Here is a 19,520-nt window from a genome sequence, read left to right as displayed (position 1 = left end):
GAGGAACCAAGATGAGCGGACGTATCGTACAAATCATCGGCGCGGTGATTGACGTAGAGTTTCCGCGGGACTCCGTGCCCAAGGTCTACGACGCGCTGACAGTCTCCGGCAAGGAGACCATCCTCGAAGTCCAGCAGCAGCTGGGCGACGGCGTGGTGCGCACCATCGCCATGGGCTCCACCGAAGGGCTCAAGCGTAACCTGGACGTGACCAACACCGGAGCCGCCATTTCCGTGCCCGTGGGTAAAGAGACCCTGGGCCGGATCATGAACGTGCTCGGCGAGCCGATCGACGAGGCCGGCCCCATCGGTGAAGTCGAGCGCATGCCGATTCACCGCAAGGCGCCGAGCTACGCCGAACAGGCGGCTTCCAACGAACTGCTGGAAACCGGCATCAAGGTCATCGACCTGGTGTGCCCGTTCGCCAAGGGCGGCAAGGTCGGGCTCTTCGGCGGCGCCGGTGTGGGCAAGACCGTCAACATGATGGAGCTTATCCGCAACATCGCCACCGAGCACAGCGGCTACTCCGTGTTCGCCGGTGTCGGTGAGCGTACCCGTGAGGGTAACGACTTCTATCACGAGATGACCGAATCCAACGTTATCGACAAGGTATCGCTGGTCTACGGTCAGATGAACGAGCCGCCGGGCAACCGCCTGCGCGTGGCGCTGACCGGCCTGACCATCGCGGAGAAGTTCCGTGACGAAGGCCGCGACGTGCTGCTGTTCGTCGACAACATCTACCGCTACACCCTGGCAGGCACCGAGGTATCGGCGCTCTTGGGTCGTATGCCGTCAGCGGTAGGCTACCAGCCGACCCTGGCCGAGGAGATGGGCGTTCTGCAGGAGCGTATCACCTCCACTCGAAACGGCTCGATCACCTCCGTGCAGGCGGTCTATGTCCCTGCGGACGACTTGACTGACCCGTCGCCGGCGACCACCTTCTCGCACCTGGACGCCACCGTGGTACTGGCGCGCTCCATCGCCGAGCTGGGCATTTATCCTGCGATCGACCCGCTGGACTCCACCTCGCGCCAGCTCGACCCGCTGGTGGTCGGTGAAGAGCACTACAACATCGCTCGCGGTGTTCAGGGTGTTCTGCAGCGCTACAAGGAGCTCAAGGACATCATCGCCATCCTCGGCATGGACGAGCTGTCCGACGAGGACAAGCTGGCCGTGGCTCGGGCGCGTAAGATCCAGCGCTTCTTGTCGCAGCCGTTCTTCGTGGCCGAGGTGTTCACCGGTTCGCCGGGCAAGTACGTGTCGCTGAAGGACACCATTCGCGGCTTCCAGGGGATCCTCGCCGGCGAGTACGACGATATGCCCGAACAGGCCTTCTACATGGTCGGCTCCATCGACGAAGCGGTCGAGAAAGCCAACCAGATGAAGAAGTAATCCCGTTCATTAGGGGGATTCGCTATGGCGAATAGCTTCACTTGCAACATCGTCAGCGCCGAAGCGTCCATCTTCTCCGGAAGCGTCGAGCAGGTCATCGCTTCTGGTCTGATGGGGGACCTGGGGATTCTCCCGGGCCATACGCCGCTTCTGACCGAGCTTCAGCCGGGGCCGATCCGCGTGATCATGGACGGCGGCAGGGAAGAGAACTTCTTTGTCTCCGGCGGCTTCATGGAAGTCCAGCCGGACGTGGTGACAATCCTGGCCGACGCCGCGGCACGGGCGGGGGATCTCGACGAGGCCGCCGCCGAGCAGGCACGTCAGGACGCGCTCAAGGCCTTCAACGAGAAGTCCGCCGAGCTCGACTACACGCGCGCTTCGGCGGAACTCGCCGAGGCCGTGGCCCAGCTGCGAACGATCCAGCAGCTGCGCAAGAAGGCGGGCAAAGGCTGATACTCACGCCCCGGGCGTGAACAAGACGCTCCTTGAGCCCTCGGGTTCAAGGGGCGTTTTTTTTCTCTGCTACTATAAGGCCACGCAAGTGAAGCCCCCGTCTGCAAAAACTCATCCAACATGACGCCTTTGTCAGGGAGATTGCGATGTCGCTAAACGATGAAACCTTGCAGGAACTGAAGACGGAACTGCTGGGCGAACTCGGCAAGGAAGCGCCGAGCCGGGAGGTAGTGTCCGAGCGGCTGGCGGAAATACGCTCGGCGGATATCGGTGAAGTCCTCGAAGAGCTGATCGAGGAGGACGAAGAGCTCGCGGCGGCCCTGGCCGTGCTCGAGATTCTCTCCACCGAACGGGCGGCCAACGTGCTGGGCTATCTGCCCGGCGAGAGCCAGCTCGAGGTGGTCGGCGAGCTCTCCGACACCCAGGTGCTGACGCTTTTAGAGGAGATGGGTTCCGACGAGCGGGCGGATCTTTTCAACCTGCTCGGCGAGGATCGCCGCGAGGCGCTGTTGCGGCGCATGGCCCACCAGGAGCGCGAGGACCTCAAGCGGCTTTCGAGCTACGAAGAGGGCACTGCTGGCGCCATCATGACCTCTGACTATGTGGCGATAGCCAGTGGCATGACGGTGTCGCAGGCGCTGATGCGCGTGCGCCAGACCGCGCCGGACGCCGAGACGGTCTACCAGCTCTACGTGCTCGACGGTGACGGCGAGCTGATCGGCACCATGTCGCTGCGCCAGCTGATGGTGGCTCGCCCGGGAGCGCTGGTCGACGACATCATGATCAAGGACGTGATCAATACGGCAGTGGACAAGCCGCAGGAGGAGGTGGCCCGGGTGGTCGCCCGCTACGACCTGCTGGCGTTGCCGGTGATCGATCACGAGCGGCGGCTGGTGGGCATCGTCACCCACGATGACGCCATGGACGTCGCCGAGTCCGAGGCGACCGAGGATATCCACAAGGGGATGTCGATCGGCCAGCTCGAGGATGGCGTGAGCCGGGTGCCGCTCTGGAGCCTGTACCGCAAGCGCGTCACCTGGCTGGTGCTCTTGGTGTTCGCCAACCTGTTCTCCGGGGCGGGCATCGCCTACTTCGAGGACATCATCGCAGCGCAAGTGGCGCTGGTGTTCTTTTTGCCGCTTCTGATCGGCAGCGGCGGCAACGCCGGCGCCCAGGCGGCGACGCTGATGGTGCGCGGCATGGCCACGGGAGACGTCGGCGTCAAGGACTGGGGCAAGATGCTCGGCCGCGAGCTTCTGGTGGCGGGATCGCTTGGGCTGACCATGGCGGTCGCCGTGGCGCCGATCGGCATCATGCGCGGTGGCGAGGCGGTCGCCATGATCGTGGCGCTGAGCATGGTGACCATCGTGCTGTTCGGAAGCCTGATGGGCATGTGCCTGCCCTTCGTGCTCGAGCGCTTCAAGGTCGACCCGGCGACCGCCTCGGCGCCTCTGGTGACCACGCTGATCGATGCCACGGGCGTGTTGATCTACTTCACCATTGCCACCACCATTCTCGCCCACCTGTGAGCGCGGGTACGGCGCCTAGCGCCGTACCCAGCCGCGTGCGATGAGCGGGGCGAACAGCGTGCGATGACAGCGCAGCACGACCCGCTCGTAAGGCGGGGTCACCAGCCAGACGCGGCCGAGCCCGGTCAGTGCCGCCATCGTCGGGGCGAGCATCAAGGCCCCGATCATGTCTCGCGGGAAGTGAACACCCAGATAGACCCTCGCCCAGGCGACCGGCATGGCGGCCACCAGCAGCGCATGGCCGAGCCGCCGGGTGCGATCGTGCAGCGTCAGGCTGAAGGCCATGGTCAGCATGATCGTCAGGTGGTTGCTCGGAAAGGCGGGCGTGGCCGCGTGCTCGAGCAGGTATTCGCCGACCGGCACCATGAAGGGGCGCGGCATCGGCCACAGCGCTCCGATCGCCCCGCTGACGCCCAAGGCCAGAAGCGTGGCGACGAAGGCCTCGAACAGCGGCCGTCTTGAGGCATCGTCACCGAGCAGCCAGCCCAGCACCAGCAGTGCCGGTACCACCAGAATGATGTCCGAAGCGCAGAACGTGGCGATCGTCACGAGCCAGTCGGGAGCGTTCGAGGGAGAGTTGAGCAGTTCGAAAAGAGCGAGATTGAGGGCGTCCATGTCGTCCGGGGCAGCAGGTAGCGGGAAGGAGGCGGCTCGTTCGAGCCCCCTACATCGCGCACCGCCATTGTCGATGCGCACGGTGGCCTGAGACCGCCCCCTGCGACGATCGTTCAGCGCAGCGCGCTGCTCGCCGCCCGGGTGATGTAGAGAATCTCGACGTGACCAAGCCACTCGATATCGGCGGCCATGGCCTTCAACTGGCTCGCCAGGCACTGGGGCGGCTGGTGGACGGCGTCACTGATGATCAGCGAGACCGACACCTTGTTGTCCAGGTAGTGAAGCTGCAGTTCGTTGAGCGTACGCCACACCGGGTGGGCGTACCAGCGCGCATCGAGGGCCGCTTCGACCTCCGGGCGCAGAGGGAGGCCTGGAAGCTTGCTGGGGTCGCCTTCGCCGGCGTCGTCTTCCGGGTCGATGTGGAAGATCACGTCGGTGAGCAGCGGAAACGCCTGGCGCAGCCGGCGGCTGACTTCGTTGCCGATCTCGTGGGCTTCCGAGACGGTGATCGTCGGCCCCACCACGATATGCAAGTCGACCATCACCCAGCCGGCGGACTGGCGGGTGCGCAGGTCGTGCACGCTGTCCACCCCGGACACGCTGTGGGCCACGTCGTGCATCTGTTGCTGCACGTCCTCGGGAAGCGCGGTATCGACGAGCTCGCGGGCGGATTGCCATAGCAGATCCCACCCCACCTTGCCGACCAGCAGTCCCACCACCACTGCCGCGACCGCATCCAGCCAGCCGACGCCGAACTGGGCGCCCAGAAGCGCCACCAGTACCACGGCGGTGGAGAGCGCGTCGCTGCGCGAGTGCCAGGCATTGGCTTCCAGAAGCTTCGACTTGACGCGCTTGGCCACGCGCATGGTGTAGCGAAAGATCCACTCCTTGCTGGCAAGCGCCACCACCGTGATGCCGATCGCGACGAACCCCGGGGCGCTGACGCCCTGGCCGCTCACCAGCCGATCGAGGCTCGACCAGGCGATCCCCCCGGCGACGAAGATCAGGATACTGCCGAGCAGCAGAGTGGTGAGCGTCTCTATTCGACCGTGACCGTAGTGGTGGTCCTTGTCCGGCTCCTGGCGTCCGTAGTGGATGGCGGCCAGCACGAAGCCGTCGGTGACCAGGTCCGACAGCGAGTGGATGCCGTCGGCGATCAGCGCCGCCGAGCCGACCAGAAAACCGACCGCCACCTTGACGATGCTCAGCACGGCGTCGAGCCAGGCACCGATGTAGGTCACCCGCTTGGCTTCGCGGTGATCGAGCGCGTGGTGTTGAACCACTGGCGATTCTACGGTCTGAGACATGGGGTCCTTGCCGGGGCTCACGTTCAATAAGGTCCCATTGTAGCGTATGGCCGCGCAATCCATAGCCCTCTCTTGCCGGTGCGCTGCTCGAGGCGGACAAAAAAAGGGGGGATGTGTATGATTGGCGCGCGTCAGGCAGGTAACAACGACACCTTCACATACCGATAGGATACCTATGGATTGGCTCCAGGTCGCCGTGCTAGCAGTGGTACAAGGGCTTACCGAGTTTCTACCTATATCGAGTTCGGCTCATCTTATTCTGGTACCGGTGTTGACTCACTGGGACGATCAGGGGCTGGCCTTCGATGTCGCACTGCACATAGGCAGTCTCAGTGCGGTGTTGATCTACTTTCGCAAAGAGATCGGAAGGATGCTGGTCAATGGCCTGAAGGCGGTGAGTGGCCATGGAATCAATGAAGACGCACGACTGATGATCTGGATCGTCATCGCGACGATACCGGTGTGCCTCGTAGGCTTTCTGTTGAAGGACGTGATCTCTCATTACATGCGTTCGACCTTGATCATCGGCGCGAGTCTGATCGTTTTCGGGGTCGTGCTGGGGTACGCCGACTGGCGCAACCGCGGAACGCGCTCCGAATATCAGATGACCTGGAAGGATGCGCTCATCATCGGCGCTGCTCAGGTGCTCGCGTTGATACCCGGTACTTCCCGCTCCGGCATTACCATTACCGCTGCCCTGCTGACGGGCATGAGCCGTGAAGGCGCTTCCAGGTTCTCCTTCTTGCTGTCGATACCCGTCATCGTTCTCGCGGGTGGACTGGAAACCATCACCCTGCTGCAGAGCCCGCAAGCGATCGATGGACCGGCAATGATCGCGGGTATACTGCTGTCAGGCATCAGCGCTTACTTATGCATCCACTACTTTTTGGCCATCATCAAGAAGCTCGGCATGCAGCCGTTCGTCATCTACCGCGTACTGTTCGGCGCTTGGCTTTTGTGGTTTTTCCATTTTTAATGCCTGGGCGTCATTTCAAGGGAACATGACATGAGAAACACTTCGCCGCGGTGGCGCCGAGTCGTCTGGTTGACGGGCGCTCTATGGCTTGCGGGCTGTTCGGAGAGCGATCGGCCGCTCGAGTCCCCGGTTCGCTTCGAGGGCGGTATCTTCGGCACTTTCTACCAGGTGACCATCGTCGATGATCTGACCCAGAGTGAGGCGCAAGTGCTCGAAGAGGGCATCCTCGCCGAGCTCGATAGTGTCGACCAGGCGATGTCGACTTACCGCGACGACTCGGAGCTGATCGCCTTCAACCAGGCACCGCTCGATGAGTGGCAGCCACTCTCAAACGAGCTGATCGAGGTGATGGCGATCAGCCAGTCGGTGGCCGAGGCAAGCCACGGCGCCTTCGACGTCACCATCGGCGAGCTGGTCAACCTGTGGAGCTTCGGCCCCGGTGCACGCCCGGAAGAGGTGCCCTCCCCGGAGGCGCTCGAGCAGCGCCTGGCGCAGGTCGGCTTCGATGCCGTCGAGGTGGATACCCAGTCGATGCAGGCCCGTCGCGAGCGCGACGTCTTCGTCGATCTTTCCGGCGTCGCCAAGGGGCACGCGACCGACCGGGTGGCGGCCTACCTTGACCAGCAGGGCATCGAGGATTATCTCGTCAACCTCGGCGGCGACCTGATCTCGCGCGGGCATCGTGACGAGGCCGAGCAGGAACCCTGGCGCATCGGTATCGAGGTGCCCCGAAACGGCCGCCCCGAGGCGCAGCACATCATTCCGCTGGAGTCGCAGTCGGTGGCCACCTCCGGCGATTACCGCAACTATTTCGAGGTCGACGGGCAGCGCTACTCGCACACCATCGACCCGCGCACCGGGCGCCCGGTCACGCACAACCTCGCCTCGGTATCGGTGTTCCACCCCTCCAACGCCTGGGCGGACGCCTGGGCCACGGCGCTTCTGGTGGTCGGCGAAGAGCAGGGCATGCAACTGGCCGTCGAAAATGACCTGAACGTGCTGATGCTGGTCAACGACGACGAGGGCCACTGGCAGAGCCTGGCGAGCCCCGCCTTCGTCGACGACTTCGGCGAGGCGCTGCTCGACGAGCTCGGCATCGATGCCTGGACCCCCGCTCTCTCTTCTACAGGTGAATGACATGCAGGAACTCGATATCGTCGTCCTGGCCGCTGGCAAGGGCTCGCGGATGCGCTCGCAGACGCCCAAGGTGCTGCATACCCTGGCGGGAAAGCCATTGGTGGAACACGTGCTCGACGCCGCCGCCGAACTTGCCCCGACGCGTACCCACGTGGTGATCGGCCACGGCGCACAGGCGCTGCGTGAAGCGCTCGCGGATCGCAATGTCACCTTCGCCGTCCAGACGGAGCAGAAAGGCACCGGCCACGCCGTCGCCCAGGCGCAGGGCCTGTGGGGTAACGGCAAGGTGCTGGTGCTCTACGGCGACGTGCCGATGATCGAGGCCGATACGCTCTCCGCGCTGCTCGACCAGGTGGACGACACGCGAATGGGGCTTCTGACCGTGACGCTGCCCGACCCGACCGGCTACGGGCGCATCAAGCGCGACGCCCAGGGGCAGGCGATCGCCATCGTCGAGCAGAAGGATGCAAGCGAGGATGAGCTCGCCATCACCGAGTGCAACACCGGCATCATGGCGATGACCAGTGCCCAGCTTGCCCGCTGGCTGCCCACGCTCTCCGACGACAACGCCCAAGGTGAGTACTACCTGACCGACGTGATCGCCCTGGCCCACGAGGAGGGCACGCGGGTATGCACCGCCCAGCCCAAGAGTGCGCTGGAGGTCGAAGGTATCAACGACCGCGTCCAGATGGCGCGGCTCGAGCGCGCCTACCAGGCGCGCCTGATGCATGCGCTGATGGCCCAGGGCGTGGCGCTGGCGGACCCGTCACGGTGTGATATACGCGGCACGCTCACCTGCGGCGAGGATGTGTTCATCGATGTCGGCTGCGTGTTCGAAGGCACGGTGGTATTAGAAAAGGGCGTCCATGTAGGCCCCTACAGCGTGATCAAAAACAGCACCCTCGGCGCCGGCAGTGTGATTGACAGCCATAGCGTGATCGAGGATACCGTAAGTGCCGGGGACAACCGGATCGGCCCCTTTGCCCGGCTGCGTCCCGGCACGCGCCTGGGCAGAGGCGCCAAGGTGGGTAATTTCGTCGAGACCAAGAACGCCGAGGTGGGCGAGGGCAGCAAGATCAACCACTTGAGCTACGTGGGCGATGCTATCCTGGGGCGCGAGGTGAACGTTGGCGCGGGCACCATCACTTGCAACTACGACGGCGCCAACAAGCACCGCACCGTGATCGGAGATGCGGCGTTCATAGGCTCCAACAGCGCCCTGGTGGCCCCGGTCACGGTCGGCGCCGGCGCCACCATCGGCGCGGGATCCACCATCACCCGTGACGTCGACGAGCAGGCGCTGTCGTTCACCCGTAGTCTGCAGCGCCAGAAGGCTGACTGGCCGCGTCCGAGCAAGAAAACGTCTTAACCACCCCGTCTTGAAAGCTCAGGAGAGAACCCATGTGTGGCATCGTCGCGGCGGTTGCACAGCGCAACGTACAAGAGATCCTGCTCGAAGGCCTCAAGCGCCTGGAGTATCGCGGCTACGACTCCGCCGGCATGACGGTGCAGGACGGGTCCGTGCTCTCGCGTCACCGGGCAGTGGGCAAGGTGGGTGCGCTTGCCGCCAAGCTCGCCGCCGCGCCGCTGCCGGGCACTACCGGTATTGCCCACACCCGCTGGGCGACCCACGGCAAGCCCACCGAGGCCAACGCCCACCCGCACCACGGCGCCGAGCGCGTGGCGGTGGTGCACAACGGGATCATCGAGAATTACGAGCCGATCAAGCAGCGCCTGGAAAGTGACGGCGTGACGTTCAACTCGCAGACCGATACTGAAGTGATCGCTCACTTGCTCGACGAGCGGCTTTCGAAGGGCGAGGATCTGTTCGAGGCGACGCGCACCATCGTCACCCAGCTGGGCGGCGCCTATGCGCTGGGCGTGATGAGCGCTTCGGAGCCCGGCGTGGTGGTCGGCGCCCGTCAGGGGAGCCCGCTGGTGGTGGGCGTGGGTATCGACGAGGCGTTTCTTGCCTCCGACCCGATGGCGCTTTTGCCGGTCACCGACCGCTTCATCTATCTCGAAGAGGGTGATCTGGTGGTGCTTCGCGAGAAGGGCGCGATCAGCGTGGTCGACCGCGCCGGGCAGCCGGTCGAGCGCACGGTGCACACCTTCGAGCACGGCGATGGCGCGGCGAGCAAAGGCGAATATCGCCACTACATGCTCAAGGAGATCTTCGAGCAACCCGAGGTGATCGAGGCGGTGCTGGAGGGCCGGCTGAGTGCCGGCAGCGTGCTGGTCGAAAGCTTCGGCCCCGATGCCCAGGCGCTGTTCCAGCGCGCCCGGCAGATCCATGTCATCGCCTGCGGCACCAGCTTTCACGCGGGGCTGGTGGCGCGTTACTGGCTCGAGCGTTACGCCGGCGTCCCGGTACAGGTGGAGGTCGCCTCTGAGTACCGCTACCGCCATCCGGTGGTGCCCGAGGGTACGCTGTTCGTTGCCCTTTCCCAGTCCGGCGAGACCGCCGATACCCTCGCTGCGCTGCGTTTTGCCAAGACGCTGGGCTACATCGGCTCGCTTGCGATCTGCAACGTGCCGGGAAGCTCGCTGGTGCGCGAATCCGACGTGGCGCTGATGACCCGCGCGGGCCCGGAGATCGGCGTGGCCTCGACCAAGGCGTTCACCACTCAGCTCGTCGCGCTGATGCTCCTGACACTTGCCGTGGCCAAGGTGCAAAGGGGCGATGACCATCGCGACATCGTCGAGGTGCTGGGCACGCTGCCTGGACTGTGTCGCCAGGTACTGGCCCTCAATGGTCAGATCGAGGCGCTCTCCCAGGCCTTCGCCGAGAAGCAGCATGCGCTGTTTCTGGGGCGCGGCGCCCACTACCCGGTGGCGCTGGAGGGCGCGCTCAAGCTCAAGGAGATCTCCTACATCCACGCCGAGGCCTACCCCGCCGGCGAGCTCAAGCACGGGCCGCTGGCGCTGGTGGACAGCGAGATGCCGGTGATCTCGGTAGCGCCCAACGACGATTTGCTCGAGAAACTCAAGTCGAACCTGCAGGAGGTGCGCGCCCGCGGTGGCCAGCTGTTCGTGTTCGCCGACGAGAACGTCGACATCACGGGGCAGGAAGGCATTCAGGTACTGACGCTGCCCTACGTGCACGAGGCGCTGGCGCCGCTGCTCTACACGCTGCCGCTGCAGCTTTTGAGCTATCACGTGGCGGTACTCAAGGGCACCGACGTCGATCAGCCGCGCAACTTGGCAAAGAGCGTAACGGTTGAGTAGCGCTTCCCGGGCGGTATAAAATGGAGTTTGCGGATGCGGCGAATCGTCGCATCCGCATGTGCAGGCGCTGCGTTGCACCATTTCGTTAGGGTGCTTATCATCGCAGCGTTGCCCACCTACTCCTAACGCCCAGGATCCCACCACCATGACTCCATCAGACGTCCTCGCAACCCGGTGCATCGACCGCCGGGGCGCGTGGCTGTTGATCTTATTCGTGCTACTTGCCTTTCCCTCGCTCGCCTTCGCCGCCCCCGGCTCGCTCGACTTGACCACCTCCGTCGCCGGCATCGTCTCGGTGGCGCTGTTCATTCTCGCCTACGCGCTGGTGATGAGCGAAGAGATCATCCACATGCGCAAGTCCAAGCCGGTACTGGTGGCGGCGGGGCTGATCTGGGCGATCATCGCCTGGGTCTACGTGCAGGCGGGCTTGCCCGAGGAGTCCGAGATAGCGTTTCGCGAAACGCTTCTGGAGTACACCGAGCTTCTGCTCTTCTTGCTGGTGGCGATGACCTACATCAACGCCATGGAGGAGCGGCGCGTGTTCGATGCACTGCGCGCCTGGCTCGTACGCAAGGGATTCAGCTACCGCAGCCTGTTCTGGATCACCGGTTTTCTTGCCTTTTTCATCTCGTCGATCGCCAACAACATGACCACTGCGATGTTGATGTGCGCGGTGGTGCTGAAGGTCGCCGAGGGCGACAAGAAGTTCATCGGTCTCTGTTGCGTCAACGTGGTGGTCGCCTCCAATGCCGGCGGCGCTTTCAGCCCGTTTGGCGACATCACCACACTGATGGTCTGGCAGGGTGGCCAGGTACCCTTCATGGGCTTTTTCGTGCTGCTGGTACCGGCGATCATCAATTTCATGGTGCCGGCGGTGATCATGAACTTCTTCATCGTCAATCGTCAGCCCGCCGCCCTCACCGAGAACGTCTGGCTCAAGCGTGGCGCACGGCGCATCATCGTGCTGTTCCTCTTGACCGTGGCGATCTCGGTGTTGTGCCACTCGATCCTTCACCTACCGCCGGCGATGGGCATGATGTTCGGTCTCGGTCTGCTGCAGTTCTTCGGCTACTACCTGCGCCAGAGCCTGCCGCGCTCGCTCGAGCGCAAGCGCGAGCGCTACTCCCGCCGCGGTGACTGGAAGAAGCTCGAGCAGCTCGGAAGCGTCGTGCCCTTCGATATCTTCAGCCGGATTGCCCGCTCGGAGTGGGACACACTGCTGTTCTTCTACGGGGTAGTGCTGTGCGTCGGGGGCCTCGGATTCATGGGCTATCTCGCCCTTCTCTCGGAAACCCTCTATGGCGGCTGGAACCCGATCTGGGCCAACGTGGTGCTGGGTCTGATCTCGGCGGTGGTCGACAACATCCCGGTGATGTTCGCCGTGCTTTCGATGGCGCCGGACATGTCCGAAGGCAACTGGCTCTTGATCACCCTGACCGCTGGCGTCGGCGGAAGCCTGCTTTCCATGGGCTCCGCAGCGGGGGTGGCACTGATGGGCCAGGCCCGCGGCATCTATACCTTCGCGGTACACCTGCGCTGGATGCCGGCCATTTTGCTCGGCTATATCGCCAGTATCGGTGCACACCTTCTGATCAACGCCTCGCTGTTCTAGGTCACGGGCGTCATCTACCCGTCATTGCCAACCGAAAGGCGCCCGTCGGCGCCTTTCTTTCGGTCGTTGAAGGCCCAAAAAAAACCGCCCTCCAAGGAGGACGGTCGTGGAAAGGGGTCGTATTACAGGTCGTGGCCGGTGATGACCTGGCAGATATCGGCGAAACTGTTGGCCATGGGCACCACGGTGTTGGGCACCTTGCTGCTCGCGCCCTTACCGATGGCGTTCTGGATATCGGTCACAGAGATGAGGCCGCGCACGCTCAGCGCACCCTCGGCGTTATGCTCGGTCACCAGCAGGTGCTGCTCGGTGAAGCTCTCCATGGAGAAAATCAGATCCTGGATGCTCAGCGAGGCGAGGTGCTCCATGGGCATGGCGCTGAGTTTTTCCCATGGCGTCATGATCATTTCGGCAGTGATCTCCTCGCGGTCGAGCTGGCGCTGCTGCATGGCCAGGTTGATGCGCCGGGTACCGATCACTTCCTTGGAGGTCAAGACACCGATGCAATGCGCGTCACGATCTATAACGAACAGCAGTCGCACGCCACCGTGGCGCATCTTGAGGTGGGCATCGCTGATCGGCGTGTCGGCGGCAATCGATTGCGGCGCCACCTGGGTGAAATCGGTCAGCACCGAGAGCGCCGGGCTGTCGGGGCTGAGCTTCTTGGCCGAAGGGGTGGCCAGCACCGGGGTTTCACCGAACTGGACGAGCGGTTTGGGCTTGCGAACCATCAGATTCATGGCACTACCTCCGTGATAAAAATGTGCAGAGCACTGTCTGCCAGGTACTTTGTCAGTACCTTTACATTTGCACGGAATTCTTACCGCAACCTTAAGAACGCCCAATCATTGTTAAATAGCCGCGATAGCGCTCGGCTATGTCGGCTCGCCATGGTGCTTTCGCGCAAGTCTTGCACGCACGCGAAGCCCGCCACCGGGGGCATCCTCGAGATGCAGGGAGCCGCCGTGACGCTTGACCAGCCGCTCGACGATCGAAAGCCCCAGCCCTGAGCCCGCTCCGGGGCCGGCGCGTTGGAAGCGCTCCATCACCCGGGCGCGCTCGCTCGGTGCGATGCCCGGGCCCTGATCATCGACGATGAAGGTCACGGCATTGGGCTCGGCGACGAGGTTGACGGTCACGGTGCTCTGGGCGGGGGCGTGCTGCAAGGCGTTGCCCACCAGGTTCTGCACCAGCGTCTCGACGGCGCCGGCTTCCTCGTGAAGCTGCCACCCTGCCTGTTCGTCGGCGTTGAGTAACAGCTGCTGGCCGCCTTGGGCGGCCAGCGGCGCGAGCTTGGCCAGGGTCTCGCGGGTCTCCACCGCGACGTCGGTCAGGCGCCGCGTGGAGTGGCTCTCCTGTTCCGGGTCGAGCCGCGCCAGGGTCAGAAGCTGGCCGACCAGGCGTGTCGAGCGCGCAACCCCGTCACGCAGGTGAATCAGCGACTCCTCTCGATCCTTGGCGTCGGTGGCGGCCAGGGCGTTCTGGGCGTGCAGGTCGAGCACCGCCAGCGGCGTGCGAAGCTCATGGGCGGCATCGGCGATGAAGCGTTTCTCGCGCACGCGCATGGCGTTGAGCCTTGCCAGCAGCCGGTCGAGGGCACCGGCGATGGTGCCGAGCTCGGTAGGCAGTGGCGCCAGCGACAGCGGCTTGAGATTGTGCGGATCGCGGTTTCTGATCTGCTCGGCCATGCGCGACAGCGGCGCCAGTCCCCAGCCGATCGACCACCATAAAAGCGCCGTGAGCAGCGGCAGGCCGAACAAATCCGGCAGCAGCGTGCGCAGCGCCACGCGGGTGATCAGCTCGTCGCGCACGTCCTCGCGCTCGCCGACCACTACCTGGCGAGGGGTGCCGGCCACGTCGAGCACGTAGATTCGCCACTCGTGCTCGCCGATCATGACCGATGAGTAGCCCGGCGGGTAGGCGGCGAGTGGCGCGTCCGGGGCACTCGTCGAGCGCAGCAGCAGCGCGTTGTCCTCCCAGAGCTGGAAGGCGAGCTTGCTCTCGTAGCGATGGCCGGTGGCGCGCTGCGGGCCGAGCTCGGCCTCGCGCAGTGCGCTTTCCAGGCTGTCGATCAACACCGCGCGGTCGGCGTCGGGCAAGGGCGCCTGTAAAAGGCCCTCGAGCAGGCGAGCGTTCTGGGACAGGCTGGCGTCGTAGAGCTCTTCGATCTCCTGGGCGGCGTAGCGGTAGCTGATGAAGCCGATCACCAGCATGCTGAGACCGAAGACCAGCAGCGCAAGCCCGAGCGTTCGACGGCGGATCGAATTCATGGCAGCGCGTCCTGAGGCTTGTCCATCACGTAGCCGATACCGCGCACGGTGCGAATCACGTCGCTGAAGAGTTTCTTGCGCAGGTGGTGGACGTGCACTTCGATGGCGTTGCTCTCGACATCCTCCTCCCAGCCATACACCAGCTGGGCCAGGGTATCGCGGGTGAACACTCGTCCGGGGTGGCTCATGAATTCCTGCAATAGCGCAAGCTCTCGACGCGACAGCGCCACCTCTCGCGTTTGGTAGGTGACGCTCAGGGTATGCGGATCGAGAGTGATGCCGCGACAGCACAAAAGCTTGGTGGTCTGGCCCTGGCTGCGGCGCAGAAGCGCGCGCAGGCGGGCTTTCAGCTCGTCCACCTCGAAGGGCTTGGTGAGGTAGTCGTCGGCGCCGGCGTCGAGCCCGGCAATACGGTTGTCCACGTCGTCGCGCGCGGTGAGCACGAGGATGGGGACCCGGTTGCCCTGGCGGCGGACCGTATCGAGGACTTCCATGCCGTCCACCCTGGGCAGGCCAAGATCCAGGATCACCGCGTCGAAAGGCTCGTTCTTCAACGCGTTCAAGGCCTCCACACCGCTGGTAAGATGATCCACGGTATAGTGCTCAGGCTTCAAGGCCAGGCGGATGCCCGAGGCTAGGCTGGGATCGTCTTCGACCAGCAGAATACGCATAGGGGCGGATGACTCCTTCCAGTAAGGGCAAGCTGCTCGAGCGCCGCTTGAAAACGCTTTTCAAACGCTCGCCAAGCGCCGGAAACCTAACATGCCACGCCACAAGGCTTTAGACCACTTCTGTATTGCACGATGCCCGGCCTCGCGGCGCCGCGAAGCGCTGCTGCGACTGGCGGCGGTTCGCGATCCAACCGAGCAGTCCACGCTCAACGCCGCCCTGCAGCGCGCCAAGACCGTGGGCGAGGTCGCCTGGCAGGGTCTATGGGTGGCAAGCAGAGGCGAGCATATCGTGTCGGCCCTCTGGGTAGAATCATTGACAGCGACGACGGCCCGGCTGTGGCTGCCCGAGGCCCTCGACGCCGCCGCGCGGGCGCTGCTCGATGGCGTACGTCCGTGGTTGGCGACCTCGGCGGTGAGGCTTTGCCACTTCGCGCTCGATCCAGGCCAGGGCGAGCGCGCCTCCTTCCTGGCGGCGAGTGGACTCGAGCCTATCGCCACCCTCTGGCACCTGCGCGCGACTCTGGCACCGCCCGCACCGTCTTCGGCGCTCGCGCTCGCGCCGTTCGGCGCCCTGGCCCCGGCGCGCCAGGAGGCGCTCGTGAGCGCTCTCGCCGAGGGCTCGCTCGACTGCCCGGCGATTCTCGACACGCTGCCGGTCGAGGCGCTGCTGGCGGGGTTCTACGCTCAGGCGCCGGAGGCGCCGCGCCACTGGTACCAGATACTGCACGAGGGCGAGGCGGTCGGGGCGCTGCTTCTGGCCCCGCGCTCAAGCGCCGAGTGGGAGCTTCAACTGATGGGTCTCGTTCCCGCCTGGCGCGGGAGGAGATTGGGGCATGCCCTGGTGCGCGAGGCGCAACGCCTGGCGCTGGAAGGGCGGGCCACGACGCTCGCGCTCACTGTCGATGCCGCCAACGCCCCGGCGTGTCGCGCCTACGCAAGGGCCGGTTTTGAGGTAGAGCGCGAGCAGCAGCTTCGCGCCTGGCGCCTGCCGGGCACGCAAGATCGCCAAGGCGCGGATTTTTAACCTATACTGGGGGCTATTCACAAGGGAATGTCTTTCACTCATCATGGAGCAAGTGCTATGAAAATCATCCTCGGTATCATCGTATTCATCTTTCTCGTCGGCTTGCTGACGCTGACCGGCGTCTTCAAGCTGATCTTCTAGCACTGCCCGTCACGCTGGCGAAGGTCGAGTCGTTTCGACGCGCAGGCGAGACCACACGTTCATGTCGACAAGCGCTGGCGCAGGGCTCTCTGATCGAGAGCTTCGCGCCAGCGCTCGACGTTGGAAAGGCACGGGGCGCCATGGCAGGGGCGTTTTCAAGGAGTATCGAGTGAACTTCAAATACGTGACGGGTCTCGTTCTGGGCGGATTCACCACCTTGGCGCTGGCCGCCGACGATACCGGCTCGGTCGACGGCAAGGCGGTCTATGATCGTCTGTGCATGGCGTGCCACCAGACCGGCGTTGCCGGCGCCCCGATTCGCGGTGACGACGAGACCTGGGCGCCGCGCCTGGAGCAGGGCATGGAGACCCTGGTGGTACATGCCATCGACGGCATCAACGCCATGCCGCCCAGGGGCGGCAACCCCAATCTGAGCGACGATGAGGTGCGCGCCGCTACGCACTACCTGCTGGCGCCTCTGATTGATGCCGCCCTCGACCCGGTCGAGGCGTTGCCGGGCGAGCCCGTTACTGACGAGCCGGTTGCCGGCGCGCCAAGGGGTGATTCCCCAAGCGCGCTCGATGGCGAGGCGCTCTACGCCCGCGCGCGCTGTGCGACCTGCCACGCCACCGGCATTGCCGGCTCACCGGCGCTTGGCGATATCGACGCCTGGCGCGAGCGGCTGGAGAAGGGGCGCGAAGCGCTCTATCAGAGCGTGATCCTGGGCAAGGGCGTGATGCCGCCGCGCGGGGCGAGCACGGCGGACGACGACGAGCTCAAGGCGATGGTGGACTACATGATCGAGCGCTCGCAGTAGGAAAACGACTTGTCCACAGCCGATTTCGTCAAGCGGCTGTGGACAAATCGGCGCCGTCAGCCCAGCAGCGAGCGCAGCCCGGCGATGGCGTCCTTGCCGCGCGCCTGCTTCTTGTCCGGGTCCTCCCTGTCGGCGCGGCCCTCCCACTCCAGATCCTCTGCCGGCAGCTCGTCGAGAAAGCGGCTCGGCTGACAGTCCATCAGCTCGCCATAGGCCTTGCGCTGGCGGGCCAGCGTCATGGTCAGCGTGCGCCGGGCGCGGGTGATGCCCACGTAGGCCAGGCGGCGCTCCTCTTCCACCGTGCCGACCTCGATGGCGTTTCTGTGCGGCAGCAGGTCCTCCTCGAGCCCCATCAGGTAGACGTGGGGAAACTCCAGGCCCTTGGAGGCGTGCATGGTGAGTAGCTGCACGCGGTCGGAGTCGTCCTCTTCGGCCTGCTGCTCGAGGATGTCGCGCAGCACCAGCCGCGAGATCGCGGCTTCGACCCCGTCGGTTTCCGTCGCCGTGGAGTCGGTGTCCTCTTCCGGGTCGCGATTGAGCGATTTCTCGAGCTGGTCGATCAGTATCCAGACGTTGGCCATGCGCCGCTCGGCGATGGTCGGGGCGCTGGCGTTCTGATAGAGCCAGGCCTCGTAATCCATGTCGCGCAGCATGTCGCGGATCGCGGCGATGGCGTCGCCTTGATCCATGCGCTGTCGCACGCCGTCGATGAAATGGGTGAAGCGGGCGAGACGCTCCGTGGCCCGGGTCGGCAGCACCTGTTCGAGGCCAAGCTCATGGCAGGCGGCGAACAGCGAGATCGAGCGCTCGGTGGCGTAGTTGGCGAGTTTCTCGACGGTGCCTGGCCCCACTTCGCGGCGCGGCACGTTGACGATGCGCAAAAAGGCGTTGTCGTCCGCCGGGTTGATCAGAAGGCGCAGGTAGGCCATGGCGTCCTTGATCTCGTTGCGCGAGAAGAACGACGTGCCGCCGGAGAGCTTGTAGGGAATCTGGTAGTGCTGCAGCTTGAGCTCGAGAAGCCTGGCCTGGAAGTTGCCCCGGTAGAGCACGGCGAAGTCGCGCCACTCCGCCGACTCCTTGATACGCCGGGTGAGCATGTCGCTGGCTACCCGCTCGGACTCCGCCTCTTCGTGGCGGGTCACCACCACGCGGATCGGCGCGCCGTCGCCCATTTCCGACCATAGCGTCTTCTCGTAGACGTGGGGGTTGTTGGCAATCAGGGTGTTGGCGGCGCGCAGGATGGTGCCGGTGGAGCGGTAGTTCTGCTCGAGCTTGATCACCTTGAGCCGGGGGAAATCCTCGCCGAGGGTCACCAGATTTTCCGGGCGCGCGCCGCGCCAGGCGTAGATCGACTGGTCGTCGTCGCCGACCACGGTGAAGGTGGCGCGCTCGTCCATCAGAAGCTTCACCAGCAGGTACTGCGAGACGTTGGTGTCCTGGTACTCGTCCACCAGCATGTAGTGGATCTTGCGCCGCCAGCGTGCCAGCGCCTCGGCATCGTTTTGAAGCAGCACCACCGGCAAGAGGATCAGGTCGTCGAAATCCACCGCGTTGTAGGCCTTCAGGTGGCGGTTGTAGGCCTCGTAGACGCGGGCGGCGAACTGCGCGTCCTCATCCTCGGCGTGCGAAAGCGCGACACCCGGCAGCACCAGGTCGTTCTTCCAGGTGGAGATCTGCGCCTGCACCGCATTGATCTGCTCGGCGTCGACCTGGGCGTCCTTGTTCATCAAATCGCGCAACAGCGCCTTGGCATCTTCCGGGTCGAACAGCGAGAAGCCCGGTTTGTAGCCGAGCGTCTTGAGTTCGCCACGGATGATGTTGAGCCCCAGGGTATGGAAGGTGGAAACCGTCAGTCCGTGGCCCTCGCGGCCCTTGAGCATCTGGCCCACGCGCTCCTTCATCTCGCGGGCGGCCTTGTTGGTGAAGGTGACCGCGGCGATGCGCCGGGCGCTCATGCCGCACTCCTTCACCAGGTAGGCTATCTTGGTGGTAATGACGCTGGTCTTGCCGGAGCCCGCGCCGGCCAGTACCAGACAGGGGCCGTCAATGTACTTGACCGCCTCGCGCTGGCGCGGATTGAGGCCGTTCAGGCGCGTGAGAATACTGGACATGAAAACCACCTGGCAGGAAAGCGGTACGCTTTGGCCGTATCATACAGCCCGGTGCGGTGAAGACGAAACCGATCGACGAAAGCGGTCGGCAGCATCGAAAAAATCTTTTCTAGCATTAGACCAAAGTTCTATAAGAGTTTGTATAATACGCCACCATTCAAGAGCGTCATCCCCGCTTCGGTCGCCTCCGGCCCGTTCGAGTCGTCGATCGGCCCGTCAATGCAGCACGCACAGGAAG

General features: G+C 64.4%; 16 protein-coding genes. 10 read left to right on the top strand and 6 right to left on the bottom strand.

Translation table 11 applies throughout. The features are described from left to right. The first annotated feature begins 11 nt into the window (after positions 1–11). From atpD to mgtE, 3 genes are all read left to right on the top strand, one after another. On the top strand, positions 12–1,391 hold the full coding sequence (gene atpD / locus GEV37_RS15970) for a F0F1 ATP synthase subunit beta (RefSeq protein ID WP_227391263.1): 1,380 nt from the start codon (positions 12–14) through the stop codon (positions 1,389–1,391). A gap of 24 nt (positions 1,392–1,415) precedes the next feature. Further along, positions 1,416–1,844: a F0F1 ATP synthase subunit epsilon gene (locus GEV37_RS15965; protein WP_227391262.1), complete on the top strand. Its 429-nt coding sequence runs from the start codon at positions 1,416–1,418 to the stop codon at positions 1,842–1,844. Between the two features lie 146 nt (positions 1,845–1,990). Continuing rightward, entirely contained in the window at positions 1,991–3,373 is a 1,383-nt protein-coding gene (gene mgtE, locus GEV37_RS15960) for a magnesium transporter (RefSeq protein WP_227391261.1), read from the top strand. 15 nt (positions 3,374–3,388) lie between these two features. On the opposite strand, the gene GEV37_RS15955 is transcribed toward mgtE, so the two are convergent. Further along, positions 3,389–4,069, bottom strand: coding sequence for a phosphatase PAP2 family protein (locus GEV37_RS15955; RefSeq protein WP_227391260.1), 681 nt, complete (start codon positions 4,067–4,069; stop codon positions 3,389–3,391). A gap of 32 nt (positions 4,070–4,101) precedes the next feature. Continuing rightward, a complete protein-coding gene (locus tag GEV37_RS15950) occupies positions 4,102–5,295 on the bottom strand; it encodes a cation diffusion facilitator family transporter (protein WP_227391259.1) in 1,194 nt (397 codons plus the stop codon). 175 nt (positions 5,296–5,470) lie between these two features. Here GEV37_RS15950 and GEV37_RS15945 point away from each other — a divergent pair, with 175 nt between their 5' ends. The 5 genes from GEV37_RS15945 to nhaD all read left to right on the top strand — a co-directional run bounded on the left by GEV37_RS15945 (position 5,471) and on the right by nhaD (position 12,248). Next, positions 5,471–6,271: an undecaprenyl-diphosphate phosphatase gene (locus GEV37_RS15945; RefSeq protein WP_227391258.1), complete on the top strand. Its 801-nt coding sequence runs from the start codon at positions 5,471–5,473 to the stop codon at positions 6,269–6,271. A 30-nt stretch (positions 6,272–6,301) separates the two neighbouring features. Continuing rightward, a complete protein-coding gene (locus GEV37_RS15940) occupies positions 6,302–7,408 on the top strand; it encodes an FAD:protein FMN transferase (protein ID WP_227391257.1) in 1,107 nt (368 codons plus the stop codon). Position 7,409: 1 nt separating this feature from the next. Further along, a complete protein-coding gene (gene glmU / locus GEV37_RS15935; RefSeq protein WP_227391256.1) occupies positions 7,410–8,777 on the top strand; it encodes a bifunctional UDP-N-acetylglucosamine diphosphorylase/glucosamine-1-phosphate N-acetyltransferase GlmU in 1,368 nt (455 codons plus the stop codon). Positions 8,778–8,809: 32 nt separating this feature from the next. Then, positions 8,810–10,636, top strand: a complete 1,827-nt coding sequence (gene glmS, locus GEV37_RS15930) for a glutamine--fructose-6-phosphate transaminase (isomerizing) (protein WP_227391255.1) — start codon at positions 8,810–8,812, stop codon at positions 10,634–10,636. 145 nt (positions 10,637–10,781) lie between these two features. After that, positions 10,782–12,248, top strand: a complete 1,467-nt coding sequence (gene nhaD, locus GEV37_RS15925) for a sodium:proton antiporter NhaD (RefSeq protein WP_227391254.1) — start codon at positions 10,782–10,784, stop codon at positions 12,246–12,248. Between the two features lie 122 nt (positions 12,249–12,370). Here the strand turns inward: nhaD and GEV37_RS15920 are convergent, their stop codons facing one another. The 3 genes from GEV37_RS15920 to GEV37_RS15910 form a co-directional block, all read right to left on the bottom strand. Beyond that, positions 12,371–12,988, bottom strand: a complete 618-nt coding sequence (locus GEV37_RS15920; RefSeq protein WP_227391253.1) for a CBS domain-containing protein — start codon at positions 12,986–12,988, stop codon at positions 12,371–12,373. A 135-nt stretch (positions 12,989–13,123) separates the two neighbouring features. Continuing rightward, the gene (locus GEV37_RS15915) at positions 13,124–14,518 is read right to left on the bottom strand and encodes a sensor histidine kinase (protein ID WP_227391252.1); all 1,395 of its coding nucleotides are present in this window, start codon (positions 14,516–14,518) and stop codon (positions 13,124–13,126) included. Then, positions 14,515–15,189, bottom strand: a complete 675-nt coding sequence (locus GEV37_RS15910) for a response regulator transcription factor (RefSeq protein ID WP_227391251.1) — start codon at positions 15,187–15,189, stop codon at positions 14,515–14,517. Before GEV37_RS15910 ends, GEV37_RS15915 begins: the two co-directional genes overlap by 4 nt. Positions 15,190–15,280: 91 nt before the next feature. Here GEV37_RS15910 and GEV37_RS15905 point away from each other — a divergent pair, with 91 nt between their 5' ends. Then, entirely contained in the window at positions 15,281–16,213 is a 933-nt protein-coding gene (locus GEV37_RS15905; RefSeq protein WP_227391250.1) for a GNAT family N-acetyltransferase, read from the top strand. A gap of 310 nt (positions 16,214–16,523) precedes the next feature. Continuing rightward, positions 16,524–17,171 (top strand): c-type cytochrome, encoded by a 648-nt coding sequence (locus GEV37_RS15900; protein ID WP_227391249.1) that lies wholly within the window; start codon positions 16,524–16,526, stop codon positions 17,169–17,171. A 56-nt stretch (positions 17,172–17,227) separates the two neighbouring features. Here GEV37_RS15900 and rep read toward each other — a convergent pair whose 3' ends face one another. Next, a complete protein-coding gene (gene rep / locus GEV37_RS15895; protein WP_227391248.1) occupies positions 17,228–19,282 on the bottom strand; it encodes a DNA helicase Rep in 2,055 nt (684 codons plus the stop codon). Positions 19,283–19,520: the final 238 nt, after the last annotated feature.

Origin of the sequence: Vreelandella malpeensis (assembly GCF_020622355.1) — a bacterium.
GTDB lineage: Bacteria > Pseudomonadota > Gammaproteobacteria > Pseudomonadales > Halomonadaceae > Vreelandella > Vreelandella malpeensis.
The sequence above is the reverse complement of the archived record's forward strand: the minus strand, read 5'-3'. Positions and strand labels throughout refer to the sequence as shown.

Bases quoted from the DNA above. Each gene is read 5' to 3' on its own strand.
- GEV37_RS15940 (WP_227391257.1), top strand. From the start codon at position 6,302: ATGAGAAACACTTCGCCGCGGTGGCGCCGAGTCGTCTGGTTGACGGGC.
- nhaD (WP_227391254.1), top strand. From the start codon at position 10,782: ATGACTCCATCAGACGTCCTCGCAACCCGGTGCATCGACCGCCGGGGC.
- rep (WP_227391248.1), bottom strand. From the start codon at position 19,282: ATGTCCAGTATTCTCACGCGCCTGAACGGCCTCAATCCGCGCCAGCGC.
- mgtE (WP_227391261.1), top strand. From the start codon at position 1,991: ATGTCGCTAAACGATGAAACCTTGCAGGAACTGAAGACGGAACTGCTG.
- GEV37_RS15950 (WP_227391259.1), bottom strand. From the start codon at position 5,295: ATGTCTCAGACCGTAGAATCGCCAGTGGTTCAACACCACGCGCTCGAT.
- GEV37_RS15910 (WP_227391251.1), bottom strand. From the start codon at position 15,189: ATGCGTATTCTGCTGGTCGAAGACGATCCCAGCCTAGCCTCGGGCATC.
- GEV37_RS15965 (WP_227391262.1), top strand. From the start codon at position 1,416: ATGGCGAATAGCTTCACTTGCAACATCGTCAGCGCCGAAGCGTCCATC.
- GEV37_RS15945 (WP_227391258.1), top strand. From the start codon at position 5,471: ATGGATTGGCTCCAGGTCGCCGTGCTAGCAGTGGTACAAGGGCTTACC.
- GEV37_RS15905 (WP_227391250.1), top strand. From the start codon at position 15,281: ATGCCACGCCACAAGGCTTTAGACCACTTCTGTATTGCACGATGCCCG.
- atpD (WP_227391263.1), top strand. From the start codon at position 12: ATGAGCGGACGTATCGTACAAATCATCGGCGCGGTGATTGACGTAGAG.
- glmU (WP_227391256.1), top strand. From the start codon at position 7,410: ATGCAGGAACTCGATATCGTCGTCCTGGCCGCTGGCAAGGGCTCGCGG.
- GEV37_RS15915 (WP_227391252.1), bottom strand. From the start codon at position 14,518: ATGAATTCGATCCGCCGTCGAACGCTCGGGCTTGCGCTGCTGGTCTTC.
- GEV37_RS15920 (WP_227391253.1), bottom strand. From the start codon at position 12,988: ATGAATCTGATGGTTCGCAAGCCCAAACCGCTCGTCCAGTTCGGTGAA.
- glmS (WP_227391255.1), top strand. From the start codon at position 8,810: ATGTGTGGCATCGTCGCGGCGGTTGCACAGCGCAACGTACAAGAGATC.